The organism is Variimorphobacter saccharofermentans (assembly GCF_014174405.1).
Lineage (GTDB): Bacteria > Bacillota > Clostridia > Lachnospirales > Lachnospiraceae > Mobilitalea > Mobilitalea saccharofermentans.
This window is the reverse complement of record NZ_JACEGA010000001.1, coordinates 3,018,871-3,040,375: the sequence shown is the minus strand read 5'-3', so window position 1 is coordinate 3,040,375 and position 21,505 is coordinate 3,018,871. Positions and strand designations below refer to the sequence as shown.

The 21,505-nt window shown below is 38.4% G+C and carries 18 protein-coding genes; 15 read left to right on the top strand and 3 right to left on the bottom strand.

What is annotated here, in order from left to right; genetic code table 11:
* Positions 1 to 63: 63 nt before the first annotated feature.
* From H0486_RS13290 to H0486_RS13265, 6 genes are all read left to right on the top strand, one after another.
* Positions 64 to 2,001 (top strand): hypothetical protein, encoded by a 1,938-nt coding sequence (locus tag H0486_RS13290; protein WP_228353455.1) that lies wholly within the window; start codon positions 64 to 66, stop codon positions 1,999 to 2,001.
* A gap of 398 nt (positions 2,002 to 2,399) precedes the next feature.
* On the top strand, positions 2,400 to 3,911 hold the full coding sequence (gene galT / locus H0486_RS13285) for a UDP-glucose--hexose-1-phosphate uridylyltransferase (RefSeq protein ID WP_228353454.1): 1,512 nt from the start codon (positions 2,400 to 2,402) through the stop codon (positions 3,909 to 3,911).
* A 149-nt stretch (positions 3,912 to 4,060) separates the two neighbouring features.
* Entirely contained in the window at positions 4,061 to 4,630 is a 570-nt protein-coding gene (locus H0486_RS13280; RefSeq protein WP_323163549.1) for a GNAT family N-acetyltransferase, read from the top strand.
* A 167-nt stretch (positions 4,631 to 4,797) separates the two neighbouring features.
* Positions 4,798 to 5,553, top strand: a complete 756-nt coding sequence (locus tag H0486_RS13275; RefSeq protein ID WP_228353453.1) for a MerR family transcriptional regulator — start codon at positions 4,798 to 4,800, stop codon at positions 5,551 to 5,553.
* 18 nt (positions 5,554 to 5,571) lie between these two features.
* Complete coding sequence (locus H0486_RS13270; protein WP_228353452.1) at positions 5,572 to 5,949, top strand: GreA/GreB family elongation factor; 378 nt, start codon at positions 5,572 to 5,574, stop codon at positions 5,947 to 5,949.
* Between the two features lie 152 nt (positions 5,950 to 6,101).
* Positions 6,102 to 7,136, top strand: a complete 1,035-nt coding sequence (locus H0486_RS13265; protein WP_228353451.1) for a 2-hydroxyacid dehydrogenase — start codon at positions 6,102 to 6,104, stop codon at positions 7,134 to 7,136.
* 80 nt (positions 7,137 to 7,216) lie between these two features.
* Here H0486_RS13265 and H0486_RS13260 read toward each other — a convergent pair whose 3' ends face one another.
* The gene (locus tag H0486_RS13260) at positions 7,217 to 8,485 is read right to left on the bottom strand and encodes an SGNH/GDSL hydrolase family protein (protein WP_228353450.1); all 1,269 of its coding nucleotides are present in this window, start codon (positions 8,483 to 8,485) and stop codon (positions 7,217 to 7,219) included.
* 230 nt (positions 8,486 to 8,715) lie between these two features.
* Between H0486_RS13260 and ptsP the strand changes: the two genes are divergently transcribed.
* A complete protein-coding gene (ptsP, locus tag H0486_RS13255) occupies positions 8,716 to 10,464 on the top strand; it encodes a phosphoenolpyruvate--protein phosphotransferase (RefSeq protein WP_228353449.1) in 1,749 nt (582 codons plus the stop codon).
* A 127-nt stretch (positions 10,465 to 10,591) separates the two neighbouring features.
* Positions 10,592 to 12,175, top strand: coding sequence for a peptide chain release factor 3 (locus tag H0486_RS13250; RefSeq protein ID WP_228353448.1), 1,584 nt, complete (start codon positions 10,592 to 10,594; stop codon positions 12,173 to 12,175).
* Between the two features lie 11 nt (positions 12,176 to 12,186).
* On the opposite strand, the gene H0486_RS13245 is transcribed toward H0486_RS13250, so the two are convergent.
* Positions 12,187 to 12,981, bottom strand: coding sequence for a helix-turn-helix transcriptional regulator (locus H0486_RS13245; protein ID WP_228353447.1), 795 nt, complete (start codon positions 12,979 to 12,981; stop codon positions 12,187 to 12,189).
* A gap of 201 nt (positions 12,982 to 13,182) precedes the next feature.
* Between H0486_RS13245 and arfA the strand changes: the two genes are divergently transcribed.
* Positions 13,183 to 14,682 (top strand): arabinosylfuranosidase ArfA, encoded by a 1,500-nt coding sequence (gene arfA / locus H0486_RS13240; RefSeq protein ID WP_228353446.1) that lies wholly within the window; start codon positions 13,183 to 13,185, stop codon positions 14,680 to 14,682.
* Positions 14,683 to 14,788: 106 nt separating this feature from the next.
* On the opposite strand, the gene H0486_RS13235 is transcribed toward arfA, so the two are convergent.
* Positions 14,789 to 15,487, bottom strand: a complete 699-nt coding sequence (locus tag H0486_RS13235) for a PilZ domain-containing protein (RefSeq protein ID WP_228353445.1) — start codon at positions 15,485 to 15,487, stop codon at positions 14,789 to 14,791.
* A 396-nt stretch (positions 15,488 to 15,883) separates the two neighbouring features.
* Between H0486_RS13235 and glnA the strand changes: the two genes are divergently transcribed.
* From glnA to H0486_RS13205, 6 genes are all read left to right on the top strand, one after another.
* The gene (glnA, locus tag H0486_RS13230) at positions 15,884 to 17,215 is read left to right on the top strand and encodes a type I glutamate--ammonia ligase (protein WP_228353444.1); all 1,332 of its coding nucleotides are present in this window, start codon (positions 15,884 to 15,886) and stop codon (positions 17,213 to 17,215) included.
* A gap of 46 nt (positions 17,216 to 17,261) precedes the next feature.
* Positions 17,262 to 17,807 carry an ANTAR domain-containing response regulator gene (locus tag H0486_RS13225; protein WP_228353443.1) on the top strand — a complete coding sequence of 182 codons (546 nt, stop codon included), beginning with the start codon at positions 17,262 to 17,264 and terminating at the stop codon, positions 17,805 to 17,807.
* Between the two features lie 96 nt (positions 17,808 to 17,903).
* Positions 17,904 to 18,737 carry a diaminopimelate epimerase gene (gene dapF, locus H0486_RS13220; RefSeq protein ID WP_228353442.1) on the top strand — a complete coding sequence of 278 codons (834 nt, stop codon included), beginning with the start codon at positions 17,904 to 17,906 and terminating at the stop codon, positions 18,735 to 18,737.
* Positions 18,738 to 18,755: 18 nt separating this feature from the next.
* Positions 18,756 to 19,970: an LL-diaminopimelate aminotransferase gene (locus H0486_RS13215; RefSeq protein ID WP_228353441.1), complete on the top strand. Its 1,215-nt coding sequence runs from the start codon at positions 18,756 to 18,758 to the stop codon at positions 19,968 to 19,970.
* Between the two features lie 19 nt (positions 19,971 to 19,989).
* Complete coding sequence (locus H0486_RS13210) at positions 19,990 to 20,217, top strand: heavy-metal-associated domain-containing protein (protein WP_228353440.1); 228 nt, start codon at positions 19,990 to 19,992, stop codon at positions 20,215 to 20,217.
* A 191-nt stretch (positions 20,218 to 20,408) separates the two neighbouring features.
* A complete protein-coding gene (locus H0486_RS13205; protein WP_228353439.1) occupies positions 20,409 to 21,434 on the top strand; it encodes a S66 family peptidase in 1,026 nt (341 codons plus the stop codon).
* Positions 21,435 to 21,505: the final 71 nt, after the last annotated feature.

Sequence of the window (21,505 nt, the reverse complement as noted above, 5' to 3'; positions counted from 1 at the left end):
ATTCCTATACGTTCATATGTAGATGAATCCAAACATACTGTTCTATGTAGCTCTTCAGGACTGATGGAAAATACAGATTATCTGGATATAAGTGAAGTGGGGTTACAGGGAATAGTGAAAATAGCAAATGGTAAAGGAGAACCATGGAATCCGATTAAGACAAGAGTACGGATTAGTAATTGTAATACTATTACTTGGACTGGAATTGTTCACATAGAAATATCATTTCCAGCAGCGAGTCCACGGTTTTTCTTGCCTGCATTTATGTATGGAAGAAATAGAGGGGAAACACCACAGAATGTACATTGTAAATATCCAAGACTTAGAGATGATACCCCTACTTTTCCCTCATCATCTTGGTGGATGGTAAGAGGAGACCGGCTATCTCATCCGATAGCACTGGTTTACGATTCAGGTAAAATCTACGGACTTAGCGCTAGCCCATATTTGGTATGCAGCAATGGAGTAAAGCATCAGTGGATACCTGATGAAAAAGGAGAGTTCTATCAATACAATGGATACTCTTGTTCCATATCCAAAGGAACCATTGGATACACTTTAGGTTATGAAAATGCACCATTCCTATTTGTTAATTCACAAATCATTAAGGAAAGAGTTCCTTTATCAGATAATTGCATTACATTGGAGCCAGGTGAAGTAATTGATGTGGTTCTAGATTTATATGAATATGATTCAGAATCAGAACTAGGCGTAAATGAAGCAATAGAAGAGGTATATTATCGATATCATCAGAGTCCAAGAAGTGGTAGCAATAAAAAAACTACAGTTTCTGATTTGGCTCAGGCAATCTGTCAAGATGCATGGCTTCCGGATTATTTCAGTTATGCAGGCCAAGTTTATAATGAGAATGGTAGATACCGTTACAATAAAATCTTCTCCATCAGTTGGACAAATGGCTTATCTGTAGCCACTCCGATGCTTATAGCATCCTTACGTCTAGAAGACGAAAGGATGCGGGCTCAAGCATTATCCTGTATAACTTACATTATTCAAAATTCTTTAAATCCTTCATCCGGGCTTTTATATGATGCTTATAATGATGGAAATTGGTCTGTAAAAGGCTGGTGGTTTGACGGATTATTCACTGCCGGACATAGTTCCTACCTATCAGGACAAGCAATATTTTATATTCTTAAGGCCTATGAGTATGAGAAGAAACTAAAAAACTGTGTCCACGATGATTGGATAGAGTTTTGCGAAAAGGTAATTATGAAATTGGAGCAAGCAAAAAATTCGGATAACGAATATCCCTATATAATATCAGAGAGTACAGGTGCTGGTATCGAATACAATTCTTTTGGAGGAGTGTGGTGTCTTGCTGCCTTATCATATTATTGTTGGATTACTTGTAATAATTCTTACCTCAAAAGTATGCGTAAAAGTGAAGCACACTACTATATTTCTTACATAAAACACATGGAATGTTATGGCGCACCACTAGATACATGTAAAACCATAGATTCTGAAGGTATCCTTGCTTATATCAAAGCAGTCAAATATCTTCACATGTTAACTGATGATGTGGTTTATCTGGAACATATGAGAGATGCTTTTTGCTATGAATTTTCATTTAAATTTTGCTATAACTCTCCTATTCAGATACCTCCTCTTAGTAAAATCGGATGGTCGAGTTGTGGTGGAAGTGTAACATCGGTTTCAAATCCCCATATTCATCCAATGTCGAATATTGTAATTGATGAGATGCTGTATTTTATCAAACAATGCAATGATGATTATATTCATGATCGTATGATGGATACCATAGGTTGGGGATGCCAGACCTATAACACCTATGATAATGAGTATGATTTTGGAAAGAAAGGTTGGATGTCAGAACGCTTCTGTTACTCAGAGGGTTTGGTCAAAGAGAGATATAGTGATGGTTCCTATGCAAGTACATGGTTTTGCCTTATGCCATGGGCAGCGGGATCAATCATTGATGGATTGACAGGTGATTTGTGGGAGATGGAAGAGAAATAATTGGTTGATATTATTGCATCGAGTATTTTGGATGCAGAATATAAAATTATTCTTTAACTTAAGGAGGATGTATTATGAAAAGGGAAAAAATAGTATCTGTGTTATTACTAGTTGTAATAGTAATAAGCATGATAGCATGCACAAATGGTAGGAAAGACAAGGATAATGATTCGAGGGATATAGAATAATAAAAAGTAAGTTGGATTATTTCCGATGTCACTCTTTACATTCTCATAAAATTGAGGTATTCTCATAATAAGAACAAAATATCTATTTATAAACAGAAAATATAAAATAAATAATATCGCATAGGGAATCGGGTATGTTAAGAGGAAAATACCGACATAGCTGATTACGGATGGAGAAAGGAAAATATTATACTGGAGGAGGAAGATAAAATGAAGAATATTTATAAAGATATTAAAAAACTGGTAGATTACGGTTTGAAGAACCAATTATTATCCGATGAGGACAGAGTATACACAACGAATCGATTATTGGAATTGCTAGAGCTTGATCAATATGAGGAGGTTGATGAGGATTATCCTGACATCAATTTAGAAGAGGTGCTTTATAATCTGACGGAGTATGCTTGCCAACAGGGGATCGTAAAAGAGAACACTCAAACCTATCGGGATTTGTTTGATACGAAGCTTATGAATTTACTTCTTCCAAGACCGAGTGAGGTTATACGACGATTTTGGGAGCTATATCAGGAGTCGCCCCAGATGGCAACGAATTATTACTATAAATTTAGCCAGGATACAGATTATATCAGACGTTACAGAATAATAAAGGACCAGAAATGGGTTGTTGATACGGAGTATGGAATGCTTGATATTACGATTAACCTGTCAAAGCCGGAAAAGGATCCGAAGGATATAGCCGCTGCCAGGTCAGTGCAGGCAAGTGGCTATCCGAAATGCCTGCTTTGCAAGGAGAATGAAGGGTACGCAGGCAGAGTAAATCATCCGGCAAGACAAAATCACCGTATCATACCAATAAAAATATATAATCAGTCTTGGGGGTTCCAGTATTCACCCTATGTCTATTACAATGAACATTGCATTGTTTTCAGTTCGCAACATACTCCTATGAAGATTGAAAAAGCAACATTTCGTAAGCTGTTCGATTTTGTAAAACAGTTTCCCCATTATTTTGTCGGTTCAAATGCTGATCTTCCCATTGTAGGAGGCTCCATTTTAACACATGATCATTTCCAGGGTGGCAACTATCAGTTTGCCATGGCTAAGGCACCGATTGAGAAGGAATTTGTAATTCATGGGTTTGAAGATGTTAAAGTGGGAATTGTAAAATGGCCCATGTCCGTTCTACGTATTCAGAGCCGAGATGACAACAGATTGGTTGAACTAGGAGATTATATTCTTAAGATATGGCGAGGATATACGGATGAGACGGTGTCCATATTTGCATATACGAATGATGAACCACACAATACAATTACGCCTATCGCAAGAAAAGCAGGAGATAAATATGAACTTGATCTGGTGCTGCGTAATAATATTACCACTCAGGAACATCCACTAGGTTTGTTCCATCCTCATAATGAGCTCCATCATATTAAGAAAGAGAATATTGGTTTAATCGAGGTTATGGGACTGGCAGTGTTACCTTCCAGACTAAAGCAGGAAATGGAGCTACTGGAAGAGTATATACTTGAGGATAAAGATCTGCGTTCCAACGAAATACTGCAAAAGCATGCAGACTGGGTAGATGAAATCAAAGAGAAATATGCTGATTTGAACAAAGAGAATATAGAAGAGATAATGAAAACAGAGATTGGTATTGTGTACAGGAAGGTATTGGAGCATGCGGGTGTCTTCAAGCGAAGTGAAAAAGGAATGCAAGCATTTGAACGTTTTATCAGAAGTCTAGATGAGAAATATTAATAATGAATATTGGTGTTAGTAAGATAAATGGAATTTACATGATTTGACTTGAAGCATATTGACATTAAAGTTGCTTGAACCTTTATAATTGTCTTAATATCTGCATAGATGAGCAGGTGATAACGAAGTAAAGAACCGTCATAGGATGAATGGATAAATCTATGAAAGGCTTTTATTATATTAAGAAAGGACCTGATATAATGAGAGCGAAGCAGGTAAATTTAAGACAAGAAGTGACTCGTAATGATGCTTTGATGATTATGAACTGGATGGAAAATAATGAAGTGGTAAAATATTTAAATGAGGATGCACATATTTCATCGGAAATTAAGCAGGCTATCGATAGAGTGAATATGTACATCATGACACATTTATTTAATAGAGAGGGAAGCTTCTTTCTGATAAATCTCAGTGATGACAGGCCGATCGGATTTTTAAAGTTAATAAGGAAGATCAACGAGGCAGAGATGGTAATCGTCATTGGAGATCAGAATAAGTGGGGCTATGGAATAGGAAAGTCCTCCATTGTTCAAGGATTGAATATTGCTTTTTTCCAATGGAGATTACAAAGGGTAGTCGCTAAGATTGACAAGGATAATATCAGATCATTAAGAGCGTTCGAAAGAGTGGGATTTCGACTTGAGAAAGAAATCGGTAACTTTATGCATTATAGTATATCAATGGATGATTTTATTAAGAAATCCTTGAGTAGGATCTAGGATAGAAGAGGATGTTACATAATTTATATGCAGGAATTTATGACTTACCTCACACTCAGATTGAAGTACACGTTGTTTATTTCTTCAAACAGTGTATTATGGTAAGTAATAATCCATGTATATACATTGTGCAACATCCATGAATCATGCCAGAAATGGAGGAATGAATGAAAAATTCATTTTATATTGGGGAGATATCCGATTTATTAGGAATACCGAAGTCTACTTTACGCTATTGGGAGAGCGTAGGTTTGATTGACATGAAACGGGATGATATGAATAATTATCGTAAATACTATCCTAGTTCCGTTTATACCATTTCGGACCTGGCTCATTTTCGATGCTTAAGAATGCCTTTACAGGATATGAAGAAATTACCCAATCTTTCACCGGAGGAACTGGCGGACTCTCTCATAACGTTGGATGAAACTTTGGATAATAAACTGGAGGAGCTTTATACAGCGAAAAATTACATTAATAAAAAAATGGATTACATCAAGGAATATCAGAGGTTAAAAAAGAGTCAATACCAAAAAGAAAGCCCTGATTATGAGAATATCTATTTGTTTTCCATTGAAGATACAGAAGCCTGGTCAATTTATATTAAGGATCAGTACCAAAGCATTCTTCTTTACAATGCGGAAAAAAACAGTATTGAAATGGGACTGGCTGTTCCAACAATGGATAATCATCCCAAATTATGGGAAAAGAACAACCAGGCTATCTATCTATCCTTTGTATTAAAGGTGGCTTATAGTAATCCTTCAATGGATGATTTCAAACCCCATATTGAATATTTGGAGAATGAAGGGTATACCATCTCGAATATCTTTGCAAGATATTTATTTTCTGCTTGTGATGAAAAATATTATGATTTTTATAAGGCATTCGCAGAAGTTCATAGATGCGATAAGCAATATTAGGCCGGATGGAGGATGAGAATGTCGAAGCAAATCTATATAACAAAAGCAGATAAAGATAAGTTGTTGGAATTGATTGATAAAGCCAGGGATAAAGAAATCCGTTCGCTTCAAAACCTGAAGGATCTGGAAGCGGAGATTAAGAGAGCTGAAGTGATCCATTATGAGGATTTGCCAGAAAATATAATTGGTATGAACTCATCGGTTGTGCTGGTGGTTGATGGTGTAGAGGAGGAAATGACACTAGTATATCCAGAGGAAGCGGATGTGCGTAAGAATAAAATATCTGTATTGTCACCGATTGGGACTGCCATTCTTGGATATTCTGAAGGAAGTACCTTTGAATGGAAGGTCCCCAGTGGTACGGTACAGATTTATGTGAAAAAAGTGAATAGATAACTGAGATAAATAAGGAATACATAGATATAAGCTCCTCCTATCTATTGATTCTTCGTTGTTGCAATATTAAAGATTAAATCATTGATTTTAAGGATATAATAAGCTAAAATCGAATCATGGTAAAGATTGTAACATATGAAGGAGGAGTGCTTATGAATAAAATCTGTTTTTTTGATACAAAGCCATATGATAAGATTTTTTTTGAAGAGTTGAAAGAGAAATACCAGATTGAAATAGAGTATTTTGAACCAAAGCTGGGACCGAAAACTGCATTTATGGCCAAAGGATACGAGGCAGTAGTTGCGTTTGTTAATGATGCCATTGATCAGGAAACAATCGATACCCTGTATCAGAATGGAACAAAACTGATTGCAATGCGTTGTGCTGGATATAATAATGTGGATTTCAAGGCGGCATATGATAAGGTTCACGTTGTACGTGTACCGGCTTATTCCCCTTATGCAGTTGCAGAACATGCTATGGCACTGTTACTTACCCTGAATAGGAAAATTCATAAGGCCTATGTAAGAACTAGGGATTTCAATTTTAGTCTGAACGGACTCACAGGATTTGATCTCCATGGGAAGACCATGGGTGTAATCGGAACAGGAAAAATAGGACGCATTTTCATCGATATCTGCAAAGGATTTGGATTAAATGTAATAGCTTATGATCCATATCCGATACCGGATGCGGGAATATCCTATGTAACCTTAGAGGAGTTATGCAAGCAATCCGATATCATATCCTTGCATTGTCCCTTAACAAAGGATACCTTTCATTTGATTGATCAGAAGACAATCAGTCTAATGAAAAAAGGAGTCTATATCATTAATACATCAAGAGGAGCGTTGGTAAACAGTGAGGATTTGATGGAAGCGTTGAAATCAGAGAAAGTAGGAGGAGCGTGTCTGGATGTATATGAAGAGGAAACGGAATTGTTTTATGAAGACATGTCCTATTCCATCATCCATGATGATGTTCTGGCTAGGATCATTTCCATGCCCAACGTAATTGTAACCTCCCATCAGGCATTTCTGACGAAAGAGGCGTTGCATAATATTGCAGATACCACGTTATCCAATTGTCGTGAGTTTTTTGATGATCTACCCTTAACCAATGAGATATGTTATCAGTGCAGTAAGGGAGACAACTGCCACAGGAAGAAGAATAATCGATGCTTTTAATACATGAAGATAGATAGTTCGAACATAATAAGAAGGCAGACTCAGAAGTGCTATGATTTCGCATCTGAGTCTGCCGATATTTAGTTCATAGTAGTATTTACAAAATGATTATATACCTTTTGACTTACTTCTACTCCGTAATGCAGGCCATCTACCATTCCATTACTTCGAACAACCCACAATTCCTCAGGAGTCAGATCGGTATCATTTGCTTTAATACCGATGATATCATTGGTATTAATCCAGGTTATATCCTGGCTGAGACTATTACGGAGCTTTTTATTGAATTCCTGAATACCTTGTATTTTATAAGGAGAATTGATCTGAGATACATTTGCCCTGGTTATTTTATTGTTGTAGTTATAGATATAATTGGTATCAACGTAACCTACCTCAGCCACATATACACTGCAGTCTGCCCAATCTGTAGCTGCGAGCTCATTTATCTTTTGAGAATAGGCCTTCCAGGGATCAGTACCTAATGCATTGCTGAAATAATCGTTTACGCCTAACCAAATCACGATTACATCCCCCGGATTTTTAATCATGTTAACATCTTCAATTCCATTTTGCTCAAACCAAAGATATCCCTCACCACTTTTCGCAATAAACTGCGTGTTTACCGTTGTGGATACCCATTTGCTCATATTATTCGTTCTGGAATCACCGACGATAATCAGTTGTCTTTCATCTTCCTCCGATAAATTGATGGCAGAAGAGATAATCTGATCCGTCGTGTCGGGTTCATCCTGGGAGAAGAACTTGTCGCCTTCCGTATCATACACTTCGCGAATATCGGGCGCTTCATCGATTACCTGATAGCGACTATAGCATACAATGCTTGTATAGCCGGCCTTACGATAATCTGCTATTTCAGATCCGGTGAAGTACCGATAATTGATGATTGTTCTTAGGGTACTGATATGGCATAGATTACAACCACTTTTATCGCTATAATAAGCCACATTACTAGCAGTTTTATTTACTGATAGAGTGCTACTGCTTTGAAACACATAAGAAGCGGAGTTCCGTTCATAAGAATTGTAACGGAAGTCCCCTCTCTGTATGATAAATTCTCCGTCACCAAAGTTTATGTAATCAAAACGCAGAGCCTCAGCAATTGGTTTCGCTTTAATCATTAACTTTTTTTGAGGAGATGGTTCAATCATATCCTCATAAGCAGTCCAGCTTCGGTTTGAATTTTGAACAAGAACAAGATATTTTTTCTCTGCCTCGGCTGCCTGAACCTTAAGTGGGGTGATCAGATATAGAATAATATATCCTACACATAAAATCAGAGTTAGAAGCCTTGTTATTTTTTTATAGTAATGATATCGTTCCTTGTACATAATAACCTCCGAAAAAACTACTTTTGTGTCGGATTATACCATAAATGGGCACTCTTGTATATATAATATTGATATATTTCCTGCTCACTTCTCATTTCCTGTGATATATCGGCTTGTCATATAACTTTAAGCTGAAATCAGACTTGAATGTTTCTATTATTCAGATTATGATATGAGAAAACATACCTATTATTTGGTTTGTGAAATAAGCTATTACAGTAGACGTATATGTGGTATACAGATATCATTCGGTAGTCATTAAATATCGTTTTATGGGTGAAAGGTATGGTGTAGTCATGAGAGAATTGATGGTACAAAACACGATGTCCGACGGTATTACAGTGGGAAAAGCATATGTTATCAGCAAGCAGGATATGAAAGCGGATAACTATCAGATTAATGAACAGGAGATAGAGTCCGAGATTATGCGTTATTATGATGCTGTTAAGGAAGCCAGACAGCAGCTTGAGGAGATAGCCAGAACCAATGAGTCCAAGGTCTTCTTTGGCCATCTTGCAATAATCAAGGACCAGTCACTTCATGATATAACAATCAACCGAATTCAGAATGGGAGAAGAAATGCGCAACAGGCGATTGAGGAAGCAGCTTACGAATTATATGCGCAGTTTGATGCCATGAAGGATGACTATATCAGGGAGCGAAAAGCGGATATTTCTGATGTGTGCACCCGAATTATGAAATGTCTAAAGAAGGATAAACGAAATCCATTCCTGAATATCGTAGAACCCGTTATACTGGTAGCGGATGAGTTAACGCCATCTGACACCCTAATGCTTCCCTTAGAACGAATTATTGGCATTATTACAAAACAGGGTGGAGTAACCAGTCATGTTAGTATTCTGGCACGTGAGATGGAGATTCCTGCACTGGTGGGAGTTAGTGATATAATGGAAGCAGTTTCTACCGGCGATATGATTGCCATGGATGCAGAACATGGGATCATTATCATTGATCCGGATGATTCGACTTTACAGGAATATGAAAAACAAGCAATACATTATCAAAAAATACGAAATGCAGAGAAAGAACTGGATGCATTACCCTCAATAACCTTGGATGGAAAATCCATCAGGGTATGTGCCAATGTTGGTAATGTGGAGGCGGTAAAGAAGGCAGCAAGCTATCATATCGATGGAATCGGATTATTCCGCAGCGAGTTCCTATACATGGAAAATGATCATTTTCCAACAGAAGAGGAGCAGTTTCTTGCATATAAAGAGGCTGCCATGCTTTGTGAGAAAGAGATTGTAATCAGAACCCTGGATATCGGAGGAGACAAAGCCCTGCATTATTATGAGTTCGAGAAAGAAGAAAATCCTTTTCTAGGCTGGAGAGCCATTCGTATATCCCTTGAGCTGGAGGAAGTATTTAAAACACAGCTTAGGGCTATACTTCGGGCAAGCGCTTATGGAACAATCAAGATTATGCTACCGATGATTATATCTGTGGAGGAACTTAACAGAGCAAAGGAAATACTGAACGACTGTAAGAAGGAATTGAAAGAGAAGGGGCATCCCTTTGATGAAAAAATCAAAATCGGTATTATGATTGAGACACCAGCGGCTGTATTATGTGCAGAGGATTTGGCTAGGGAAGCAGATTTTTTCAGCATAGGAACCAATGATTTGACCCAGTATCTTCTGGCAGTGGACAGAGGAAATCCTAAGATTAAACAGCTCTTTAATGAATTCCATCCCGCTGTATTGAGAAGTATTCAGAAAGTGATTAATGCGGGTCATGCTATGGGAATCGAAGTAGGTATGTGTGGAGAAATGGCAGCTGATGAGAGAGCCACTAAGCTATTATTGGGTTTAGGGCTGGATGAGTTCAGTATGTCAATATGTGAGATGGCTAAAATAAAGAAGCAGATAAGAAGCATAAACTATAAGGATGCAGTGGAGATGGCCAAGAAAATGTTATCGGCTGCAACCATGGAAGAAGTTATGAGGCATCTATAAAGTCTGAGAATATATAACTTGACAATAATCGCTCAAATATAATAAGATGAATTGGTTTCGTAAGATTACTGCCGCATAAGGAATACATCAGGCGGTATGGATTGCTTTATGAAGAGAGGATTTTTGAATGGACTACAAACAGGAAATAAAAAGAAGAAGAACCTTTGCGATCATTTCCCACCCGGATGCGGGAAAAACCACCTTAACAGAGAAATTACTGCTCTATGGAGGAGCCATTAATCTTGCTGGTTCCGTGAAAGGGAAAAAGACAGATAAGCATGCGGTATCGGACTGGATGGAAATAGAAAAGCAACGTGGTATCTCTGTTACTTCTTCTGTAATGCAGTTTAATTATGAGGATTATTGTATTAATATATTGGATACCCCCGGGCATCAGGATTTCTCTGAGGATACCTATCGTACATTAATGGCGGCTGATTCAGCCGTTATGGTAATTGATGCCTCTAAGGGTGTTGAGAATCAGACCAAGAAGCTGTTTAAAGTTTGCGTTATGCGTAATATACCGATTTTTACCTTTATTAATAAATTGGATCGAGAGGCGAAGAACACCTTTGAACTACTGGATGAAATCGAGACGGTACTGGGGATTCAGACCTGTCCCATTAACTGGCCGATCGGATCCGGTAAGAATTTTAAGGGGGTATATGATCGGGAAACGAAGCATATTACACGATTCTTTGCTGCGAATAATGGTCAAAAGGAAGTGGATACCATAGAAGTGGAACTGGGTGATCCCAGCCTAGACTCCATAATCGGAAAGGATAATCACGATATCCTATCAGAAGAAATAGAATTACTGGATGGAGCCAGCAGTGAATTTGATGAAGAGCTTGTTAGAAACGGAAAGCTTACTCCGGTTTTCTTTGGTTCTGCACTTACGAACTTTGGTGTTGAAACCTTTTTAAAGCATTTCCTTAAGATGACAACCTCACCACTTCCCAGAATGTCATCGGAAGGGAAGATTGATCCTATGGAAAATGATTTTTCGGCATTTGTGTTTAAAATTCAGGCTAATATGAATAAAGCACATCGGGATCGAATTGCGTTTATGAGAATTTGCTCCGGCAAGTTCAATGCAGGTATGGAAGTGTATCATATGCAGGGCAATAAGAAAATCCGACTTTCCCAACCTCAACAGCTGATGGCACAGGAACGGCAGATTGTAGAAGAAGCTTATGCTGGAGACATTATCGGTGTGTTTGATCCCGGTATCTTCTCCATCGGCGATACCTTAAACAGCTCTGACCGAAAGTTCATCTATGAAGGAATTCCTACCTTTTCGCCGGAACATTTCGCTAAGGTAAGACAGGCTGATACCATGAAGCGAAAGCAGTTCCTGAAAGGAATTACTCAGATTGCGCAGGAAGGAGCTATTCAGATATTCCAGGAATACAACACTGGAATGGAAGAAATCATCGTCGGAGTGGTAGGTGTTCTTCAATTCGATGTGTTGAAGTTTCGTCTGGAATCCGAATACGGAGTGGAGGTTCGCCTGGATCCGCTACCCTATGAATTTATCCGTTGGATTGAGAATAAGGATATTGATGTCAGTAGCTTGGGAGTATCCTCAGATACAAAAAAGGTAAAGGATCTAAAAGGAAATCCATTATTATTGTTTGTAAATCGTTGGAGTATTCAAACGGCACTGGAACGCAATAAAGGCTTAATCCTATCCGAGTTTGGACGTTAACTTTGATGCTTTCATTGAGATATATCAATTGATTTAGATATAATTCTTTTGCGATATTCCGAGGGGGTCATACCTACGAACTTTTTGAATTGTCGCATAAAGTGCTCCTCATTGTCATAGCCACATAGGGAGGATATTTCACGGATGGTGCCTCCTGAAGCTGCAAGTGAGGTTTTGGCATACTCGATTTTACTGGTAATAGCATCCGAAATACAGGATACGCCAAAGGTTTGCTTATATAGACGTTGAAAATAGGAGGGACTTAAATTAGTCAGTTGAGAAAGCCGGGTAATTGTCCACTTCTCTTCCGGATGGCGATAAATCAGGGATCTAAGCTCCAGTAATTTATCATAATAATCAAATAATACAGGATTATCAGGGTGATAAGAAGCCTGCTCTCCGATTTTTACAAAAAGGAGCCGAAGCAATAAATCAATCGATTCCATACGCTTCTGGTTGTTGGATATGAATTCCAGATAGATATCCTTAAATAACTTACGAATCTGTGTTGTAGATGGAAGTGGGATAATGGTATCAAGGGGCAAAGTACGAAGATCCATCTCAGAATCAATGTCAAAGTGGATAAAATCATTTGCATAGCTGTCACCACATGCATAATACAGTTGAGGTGTTCCTTTATTAAAGATAATCACTGAGTTTTTTGAAGCGTAGTGTTCAGCACCCTGTAAGAGTACCATGGCTGGTGTTTTAATATGAAGAAGCAGGTAATCTCCGGACCCCGTGGGACGGCTTAAGGAAAAATTTTTGCTATGGGTGTAATTGTAACCAATTCTATTTATTTTCATGATGATCTCTCTCCTGCGTAAAGGTATGTAATATGTCTTATATCTTAAGCGATTATATATAAAAAGTATGATAAATCAGTTTGATAACATCATATATCATTGAAAAAACAGATGTCAATATGATATGGTGATTATATATTATAGTTTGTCTTATGAGCATAATCAAAGTGCGATATATCAATTTGTAACAGGAGGATAAATATGGAAGCGAAGCTGATACTAAATAAGAATTTTCAAGTTGGTGAGATAGATGAAAGAATCTATGGCTCTTTTATTGAACACCTGGGTAGAGCGGTTTATAACGGTATTTATGAGCCTTCTCATCCGACCAGTGATGATCAGGGATTTCGGAAGGATGTCATGGAAATGGTGAAACAGCTAAATGTTCCCATCGTTCGTTATCCGGGTGGTAACTTTGTATCCGGATATAATTGGGAGGATGGTACCGGTGATAAGAAGAAACGTCCGAGACGTGCGGAACTGGCTTGGCATGTGATTGAAACCAATGAAGTGGGTATTGATGAATTTCAAGAGTGGGCAAAACGTGTTGGTAGCAAGGTAATGCAAGCAGTGAATTTAGGTACAAGAGGCGCGGATGAGGCCAGAAATCTTCTGGAATACTGTAATTTCCCGAAGGGAACATATTATAGTGATATGCGCCGGGCAAATGGTTTTGAAGAACCCTTTGACATCAAGGTATGGTGCCTCGGTAATGAAATGGACGGATCTTGGCAGATATGTTCAAAAACAGCGGAGGAATATGGACGAATCGCTTGTGAAACAGCGAAGGTCATGAAGGAACTAGATCCTTCCATTGAACTTGTAGCTTGTGGAAGCTCCTCCATGTATATGCCTACCTTTGGAAAATGGGAAGCAACCGTGCTAGATCATACCTATGAATATGTGGATTATCTATCCCTTCATAGTTATTATGGAAACAAGGATAATGATACAGCTACCTTCCTTGCCTGTTCATTAGGAATGAACCAGTTTATCAAGTCCGTAACTGCCATTTGCGATTATGTTAAAGCGATAAAGCATTCTGACAAAACAATGTATCTTTCCTTTGATGAATGGAACGTATGGTTCCATAGTAATGACGCGGATCAAAAGCTGGAGCGCTGGCAGATTGCACCTCATCAATTGGAGGATATTTATACATTTGAAGATGCCCTGGTGGTGGGATGTCTCTTAATTACGTTACTGAAGAATTGTGATCGTGTAAAGATGGCTTGCCTGGCTCAGCTTGTTAATGTTATTGCGCCAATTATGACAGAAAACGGAGGAAGTGCCTGGGCTCAGACGATATTCTATCCTTTTATGCATGCCTCAAATTATGGACGTGGTGTCGCTTTAACACCAGTAGTGAACTGTGATACCTATAGCACAGAGAAAGTGAAGGATGTTCCTTATGTGGAAGCGATTGGAATACTCAATGAAGAAAAGAATGAGTTAACGGTATTTGCCGTGAATCGTTCCTTAGATGATAACATCAATCTTGAAATAGATCTTCGTGATTTTACAAATGCGAAATTACTAGAGCATATTGTTATGGAGCATGACGATATGAAGGCAGTGAATTCAGCTGATCATCCGGATAATGTAATACCGAAGAATAATGGAGTTACCACTATTGGTAGTAGTACCGCAACGGCTGTGTTGAATAAGCATTCCTGGAATGTAATTCGCTTTCAGGTGTAATAAAAAATGCTGCATGTTGTGATACAGGAATAATGATACAAGAATAAGTAATAAGAATATTATTATAATAAATAACAATGAAAAAGATGAGTTTGCTTGCGCATACTCATCTTTTTTTGGAAATATCAATGGTATTTAGTTTACTACTATAATCCAATTTAGGAGGAGAAGAATAGGTGGTTGTTTTCATTCGTAGCTGTTCACCTTGTCTTCTTGCAATATATTTACCGAGACGATTATTCTTTTCGTTAAATTTACAACCATATACGAAGGAATCCAAATGCTCTAAATACTCTTTCCGAACAATGACTCCGGATAGGCTGATCAACATATTATGATCCTTTAGCTTAAGCCGGATTGTACGATTAATATTAATATCTTCCTTCGAGATAAAAGCAACACCGGTTTCGCTGATATCCTTTACCAAAACTGTGATAGCGGTAGGTCCGCTGGGTGAATTAATATAAAGGGGCATATCTTCGCCAATATACATTCGGTAGGAGTCACGGCGGTTGTATGGCTTACCTTCGCCAACCATATCCACCTTATGGTAAATTGCTCCGTCATACCGAACGAGCTTTACAGATACATTCTCCCAGATATATAATCTTCCGTCGAATTTATATAAAAAGTTAATGGTACATTTGTCAGAAAATCCAACGGTATGTTCATTCACCTTGATAGAAGTAATCAGCACTGAATTTTCGCGTACAAGCACGATTTCACTAAAAAAAGAAGCGGTATTACCATTATATTTTACTTCAAGCTCTATCGATCCTTCTTTTGATATTTCATCGATGCGCAATATAATCCCCCCAACTATCAGCTTAGTATTAGTATATAACAAAACAGTGTATATTACAACAAAAATTGCTATTTTGTACTAAATATTGCTCCGATTTTTTGGGATTTTTAAGGGAAAGGGATAACACAGAGAAAGGAGTCTATTTGAAGGAAATCGTAAAAAAATATATATTATAGCTGATTTAATGTAAGAATAGAAGGTATAAGAAAATTATTTCGTCACGGTATATTTTTGGTTGACAAATGTTCCGTCCTACTGTTATTATCAATATAAATTGTGGGCAAGGGAGTTCCGTGACAAGAGAATACCCTTGTCTTTTTTAGTAAGTTGACATAATAAGAAAGAGTATTGAAAATCAGTTCAATGCCACCCTAGGCGGCAGAATGGAGGGATTATATGAAACATAATACAAAGGAAGATATTATTAGAATGGTGGAAGAGGATGATGTGGAATTTATCAGGCTTCAGTTTACTGATATGTTTGGTAACCTCAAAAATATTGCCATTACAACAAGTCAATTGGAACGGGCATTAAATAACAAATGCATGTTTGATGGTTCTTCAATTGAGGGATTTGTTAGAATTGAGGAATCCGATATGTTCTTATATCCGGATCTGGACTCCTATGTAACATTTCCATGGAGGCCGCAGCAGGGTAAGGTTGCACGTCTAATTTGTGATGTATATACTGCGGAAGGAAAACCTTTTGAGGGAGATCCTCGTTATATATTAAAGAAAGTAGTCAAAGAAGCGGAGGAGATGGGATACACCTTCGATGTGGGACCGGAGATGGAGTTCTTTTTATTCCATATGGGAGAAAACGATACCCCTACTACGGATACACATGAGAGGGCAGGGTATTTTGACTTGGGCCCCTTAGATTATGGTGAAAATGCACGAAGAGATATGGTACTTACCTTGGAGGATATGGGAATATCCGTTGAAGCCTCCCATCATGAATTATCTCCAGCACAGCATGAAATTGATATCAAATATAATAACGTATTAACCACGGCTGATAATATTATGACTTTTAAAATGGTAGTTCGTACAATTGCTAAACGTCATGGATTACACTGTACCTTTATGCCAAAGCCGAAATATGGTGTGGATGGATCCGGTATGCATATTAATATGTCATTACAGAAAAATGGAAAAAACATCTTTGATGATGCAGAGGGTAAATTAGGATTAAGTAAAGAAGCCTATCACTTTATTGCAGGTATCATGAAGCATATTAAGAGTATGACCGCTGTAACGAATCCGTTAGTTAATTCTTATAAAAGACTGGTTCCTAATTTTGAGGCACCTGTTTATATCGCATGGTCAGCCTGCAATCGTAGCCCGCTCATTCGTATTCCAACAGGAAGAGAGAGTGCGGCAAGAATTGAGCTTAGATGTCCAGATCCTTCTGCTAATCCTTATCTTGTTCTGGCGCTTTGTCTTGCTGCGGGATTGGATGGTATAAAAAATCAGCTAACACCTCCGCCAAGCATTGACAAGAATATTTTTGAGCTTACTGAAGAGGAGAGAGTGAATCTGGGTATTAGCCGTCTGCCTGCTAGTCTGAATGAAGCAATCAAAGAAATGGAAAACAGCGATTTCATGAAGCAGGTATTAGGAACCCATATCAGTGAAAAATATGTGAAAGCCAAGAAAGCAGAATGGGACGAATATCGTAATCAGGTCACTCAGTGGGAGTTAAATCAATACTTATATCGCATTTAAGTCTGTTTAGTCTCCAATAATATGAAAAGAGCGGAGGTGAACAGATATGTACAGCATAATAGTAGGTTTTCCAAAACTACAGGATGCGATTAATATAAAAAACTTACTAATCAGAAATGGATATGATGTATCCGAACCGTGTACCACTGGAGCACAAGTGATCTCATTAGCAAATGAATTGGATGAGGGCATTGTGCTATGCGGTTACCGTTTTTCTGATATGCATTATAGTGAACTTAATAGTTATTTACCGAAGGGCTTTGAGATGCTTCTTATTCTTTCTCCTGAAAGACTAGCCTATTGTCAGAACAATGACATAATCTGTTTGCCCATGCCGGTTAAGACGCATGATTTGATGAATACACTTCAAATGATGACCTATCAATACCGGATGAGAAAGAAAAAGGAGAAGGGTCGTCATAAGGAAAGAACAGAGGAAGAAAAGGCGATTATTCAAAAGGCAAAATTAGTCTTAATGCATCGTAATAACATGACCGAAGAGGAAGCACATCGATATCTCCAGAAAAGCAGTATGAATAGCGGTACCAATATGACGGAAACGGCGGAAATGGTACTTAGAATATATGATTAAGAGTAGAGGAGCGAATGCATAATGTAACATCAGGAATTATGACTCGTCCTGAAATGAAAGCTAGAAGATAGAGTTACGAAAGGTTGGATACTGGATATGAAATTTACAAAAATGCAAGGATGTGGAAATGACTATGTGTATGTCGACTGCACGAAAGAAGTCATTGAACATATCCCTGAGACTGCGGTAAAAGTCAGTGACCGTCATTTTGGTATTGGATCCGATGGATTGATTTTAATAAAGTCATCTGAAACAGCTGATTTTTTTATGGATATGTATAATAATGATGGCTCAAGGGGGAAGATGTGCGGTAACGGAATTCGTTGTGTTGCGAAGTATGTATATGACTATGGCTTAACGAATAAGGAGCACTTACGCATTGAGACTCTGAGTGGAATTAAAGAATTGGATTTAATTCTTCAGGATGGTAAGGTTTCCCAGGTTACTGTAAATATGGGAGCACCTATTCTGCAACCGTCTTTAATACCGGTTGTATCCGACAAGGATGTATTGATAAAGGAACCGATTACCATTGATGGTCAGAGATATGAGATAACCTGTGTTTCTATGGGAAATCCACATGCAGTTGTATTTGTTGAGGATACAAGCTCCCTTCCAATTGAAGTAATCGGTCCGAAGTTTGAAAATCATCCGATATTTCCGGATAGGGTTAATACGGAATTTATTCAGATTATCGACCGGACGCATATTCGTATGAGGGTATGGGAAAGAGGATCCGGAGAGACCTTTGCTTGTGGAACCGGAGCATGTGCCAGTGTTGTCGCATGCGTATTAAATGGCCTGACAGAACCCGAAGTGACCGTAACCTTGTTAGGTGGTGATTTAAGCATCCGATATGACCAGAAGGAGAATACCATCTATATGACGGGCCCTGCCGTGAAGGTGTATGAGGGAGAGATTGAATTATAAGAAAGGTAGATAGATTCTATGTTAAAAATCAATGAAAATTATTTAAAATTACCGGGAAGCTACCTGTTTTCTACGATTGCAAAAAAGGTAAAGGAATTTTCCGAAATGAACCCCGATAAGAAGATCATTCGTTTAGGAATCGGGGATGTTACATTACCGCTGGCACCGGCTATTATAACGGCTCTTCATGATGCGGTTGATGAAATGGCGAAGAAAGAAACCTTTAAAGGTTATTCACCGGATCTTGGATATGAATTCCTTCGTCAGACCATCATTGAACATGACTACAACTCTCGTGGTGTCACCTTAGCACTCGATGAAGTATTTATTAGCGACGGTGCAAAAAGTGACTCCGGTAATATACAGGAAATCTTTGATGTCAATTGTAAAATAGCAGTATGTGATCCGGTATATCCGGTATATGTGGATTCCAATGTTATGGCCGGCAGAACTGGAGAATATCTGACTGATGCGGGAAGATGGACGAATGTAATCTATATGCCGTGTAAGAAGGAGAATAATTTTGCTCCGGAATTACCGGAGGATACCCCGGACCTGATATACTTATGCTTCCCGAATAATCCCACCGGTGCGACCATTACCAAATCAGAATTGCAGAAATGGGTGGATTATGCAAATAATGCAGGTGCTGTGATTATCTATGATGCAGCATATGAAGCATATATCTCAGAAGAGGATGTTCCACATACCATCTATGAATGCGAGAACGCAAAAAGCTGTGCCATTGAAATCAGAAGCTTTTCAAAGAATGCAGGCTTTACCGGCACAAGACTGGGATACACTGTGATTCCGAAGGAGTTAAAGGTGGGAGATGTTATGCTGAATAGTCTGTGGGCAAGACGCCATGGTACAAAATTTAATGGTGCGCCCTATATTATTCAGGCAGCAGGTGCGGCAGTATACTCAGAAGAGGGAAAAAGACAAACTGGAGAGCAAATTGCATATTATATGAATAATGCCAGGGTAATTCGGGAAGGCTTACAGTCAGCAGGTTTTTCAGTATCTGGTGGCGTGAATGCACCCTATATCTGGCTTGAGACTCCGAAGGGGATGACTTCCTGGGAGTTCTTTGATTATCTTTTACTGAATGCCAATGTAGTAGGTACTCCCGGATCCGGATTTGGTCCAAGCGGAGAGGGGTATTTTAGACTAACTGCCTTTGGTACTTTGGAAAACACCATAGAAGCCATAAACAGAATAAAACAGCTGTAAGAAATGAGGACAATGGATTATGAAAAAAATTATAGAGATTAACGGTATGAGCTGTGAACACTGCCAGGCTAGAGTTGAAAAAGCGTTGAATGAGTTAGACGGCGTGGATGCGAAGGTTGAATTAAAGAAAAAGAGAGCCGTTGTAAACTTAACGAAGGATGTAAGTGATCAGCAGCTTAAGGATGTCGTAACAGAAGCTGGTTATGAAGTAGTCTCCATTACAGAGAAAAAAGGGTTATTCTCCTAATCAAAGAGTGTATAGTTAAGCATACTTAGAAAGATCCTATCTAAGTATGCTTTTTTGATGAGTATTTTTATCTTTCATTCCCTTTTGCAGGAATGATTATTGGTAGACATATTTTTCCTTAAATGATATACTATGCGCTATAGGACCATGATTATAAACAGCATGGTATGCTTATAAGGAGGGTCTAATTTATGATTTATCCAATGAATTTGGAGCATGGATTTAAGGTTGGCGTTACAGCCACTTCTGCCGGCTATGACAATGAAGTCGATTTTCGCAGACTGGAAAGCGGAATAAAGCATTTTGAAGATTTGGGTTACCCTGTTGTTGTCACAGATAATGTTAAGAAAAGCTTTAAAGGCAGAAGTTCTGATGGACAGACAAGGGCAGTTCAACTGATGGAATTGTTTCATAATCCGGAAGTGAGAGCAATCATTGCTGCAAGTGGAGGAGATTACCTGGTGGAGATGCTCCCTTATCTGGATTTCCATGTTCTTGAGGAGAATCCGAAATGGTTTCAGGGATTTTCGGATACGACGGGATTAACCTTCACCATTACAACCAATCTGGACATTGCCACTTTATATACCAATAACTTTGGTCCCTTTGGTATGGAGCACTGGCATCCATCCTTATTTGATAATTTGAGAATCTTAGAGGGGCAGGACATTTGCCAGAACAGCTTCGATTATTATCAGGATGGATTTGTAGAACGCGTTACGGGATTGGAGGAGTATCGACTGGATAAAGAGGTCCATTGGAAGAATTTGAATCCACCCAATACAATCGATCATGAGATTGTTATAAAGGGGCGTGCCCTTGGAGGCTGTCTGGACGTCCTGTTAAATCTGGTTGGTACAAAATACGATAAAACAAAAGAATTTATTGCGAGATATCAGAGAGATAAAATCCTATGGTTCTTAGAGAGCTTTGATCTGAGTAGTGAAGCTCTGGTACGGGGATTATGGCAGCTGAAGGAGGCTGGCTGGTTTGAACATGCTTCCGGATTTATCTTCGGCAGACCGGCAATGTATCGCAGCGAAATAGATGTTACCTATGAAGAGGCGGTGATGACCGTTTTAGGGGAGCTAGAGCTTCCTGTGATATTAGATGCTGATATCGGTCATAAACCACCACAGTTTACAATGATAAATGGAGCTCTTGCTACAGTTCAAAGTAAGAATGGAAAAGGAAATATTCTTTTTGAACGAAGATAATATCGATTTATAGAGTAGGAATATCTCATAAATGACATTCCGATGAATATAGATACCATAAGAGATATGAA